Origin of the sequence: Snodgrassella alvi (genome assembly GCF_002777425.1) — a bacterium.
Lineage (GTDB): Bacteria > Pseudomonadota > Gammaproteobacteria > Burkholderiales > Neisseriaceae > Snodgrassella > Snodgrassella alvi_B.
Genome location: NZ_MDVC01000035.1, coordinates 1 through 1,621, shown reverse-complemented (window position 1 = coordinate 1,621; position 1,621 = coordinate 1). Strand labels below are relative to the sequence as shown.

Below are 1,621 nucleotides of genomic sequence, written 5' to 3'. Positions count from 1 at the left end.
TTTTGAAGCGATAATAGCTGTCGCGACTATACCCCAAGACTTTACAGGCTTGCTGAACGTTACCTAACTGTTTAGCGAGTTCTAAAAGTCCTAATTTAGGTTTAATTATTTTTGCAGATTGATTCATTACTGACACTCCATTGTTGGTTTAAAATACACTAAATGTCAGATTAAATAAAGACTACTACACCTTATGATATAAATTTGCATTTTGATAATGTATTTTATTATGTACTTGTATTGCCTGAATTAATTGAAAATTCACTTTTTTGCCAGAATATACATAATTTATTTATTAATATTCTTCATGAGAAAAAAGTAGAATAAATACATATTCAACTACGGACGCTTTACCCAGCTAATCTCGATTGGGTTGCTGGGTAAGATTAATCTGTATCAATATCCGCCTAATGGGTTGACTTGGATTGATCCGTGGGGGTGGATTTGTGAAGTAAAAGTTAAACGAGGAGCACAGGGTCAACCTCTTTCAGCAAAAGCGACAGTTTCAAGAGCTGATATAGGCTCAGGCACAGCAACTAATCCTTCTTCAAGAGCATTTGCCAGAAGATTAGGTAACGCAGATGATGATGCGGGACATATTTTAGCGAAAATATTAGGAGGTTCAGGAGGTATAGATAATGTTTTCCCTCAGTTAAAAGGAATAAATCGTGGTCAATATCGAGCTTTTGAAAAAATAATTAAACAGTATATTCAAGAGCATGGAACCGTGGATATTAAATGGAATTTTATTTATGGCAAAGGAGGCACAAGACCAACCGTAATAGAATACTCAGTTTTTCAAAATGGGAAGAATGTGTTAAATAATATTTTTAAAAATTAGGTAAACTAAATGGATATTGAAATTGCGAAAAATATATTAAAAGAATTTATTATTGCGATGAATCATTGGGAAATACTTTGCTATCCAAAATTAAAAAGTGATTCTTCAGAAGAAGCTTATTTACAAATGACTAAAGATTTGAATTTTATATTTAATAAATTTTGTACAAAAAAAGAGCGAAAATATGGTCGACAAGCTGCATTATCTTGTGGAAACCCACCAGAGTACTCACCAGATGAAGAGATACTAAAAATAGAAGAACTCAAAGGTAATAAAGTAGTTATTTACACTCAACAACAAAATCGTGCAAAAAGTCAATTTCGTTATACCTTGCATTACAAAAAACATGAGTGGCGTATTGATAAAAAAGAGGTATATGATAAGTTTGATAATAATTGGGACAAATATCCATTGTAATAATTACTAGAATTCTAGCGTAAATACGATTAAATGTCTGGAAAAAGCAAGATAATAACTAAGCATCAGATATATCAATCATTGTTTTAATTTAAATAATCTAATTATGATTGATTAAATATATTTTTAAAAATCCAATGTAAGGAATTATTTTGTATTTATTTAGGAGTATGACTTAGATAAAACAGAAGGTATTATGGGTCTAGGAATGACTCAAGGGTAGATGCTTTTAACGAATAAGAGCCAGTCAAACTTGAATTAATTAGGAGTGTACTAGTAAAAAAATACCTGGACAGGCAAACGCAGAGAAGAATACAGCAACCACAACCTGATTCACTGTAACCAGCTCCTGCATTTCAGAGG

General features: G+C 31.6%; 2 protein-coding genes and 1 pseudogene. 2 read left to right on the top strand and 1 reads right to left on the bottom strand.

The window, feature by feature from the left end; translation table 11 throughout:
• Positions 1-127: pseudogene (locus BGI33_RS03310) on the bottom strand (helix-turn-helix domain-containing protein); the annotation flags it as partial.
• Positions 128-415: 288 nt separating this feature from the next.
• Between BGI33_RS03310 and BGI33_RS03305 the strand changes: the two are divergent.
• A complete protein-coding gene (locus BGI33_RS03305) occupies positions 416-841 on the top strand; it encodes a DNA/RNA non-specific endonuclease (RefSeq protein ID WP_218965122.1) in 426 nt (141 codons plus the stop codon).
• A gap of 9 nt (positions 842-850) precedes the next feature.
• A complete protein-coding gene (locus BGI33_RS03300; protein ID WP_100089913.1) occupies positions 851-1,258 on the top strand; it encodes an NTF2 fold immunity protein in 408 nt (135 codons plus the stop codon).
• The last annotated feature ends 363 nt before the right edge of the window (positions 1,259-1,621 follow it).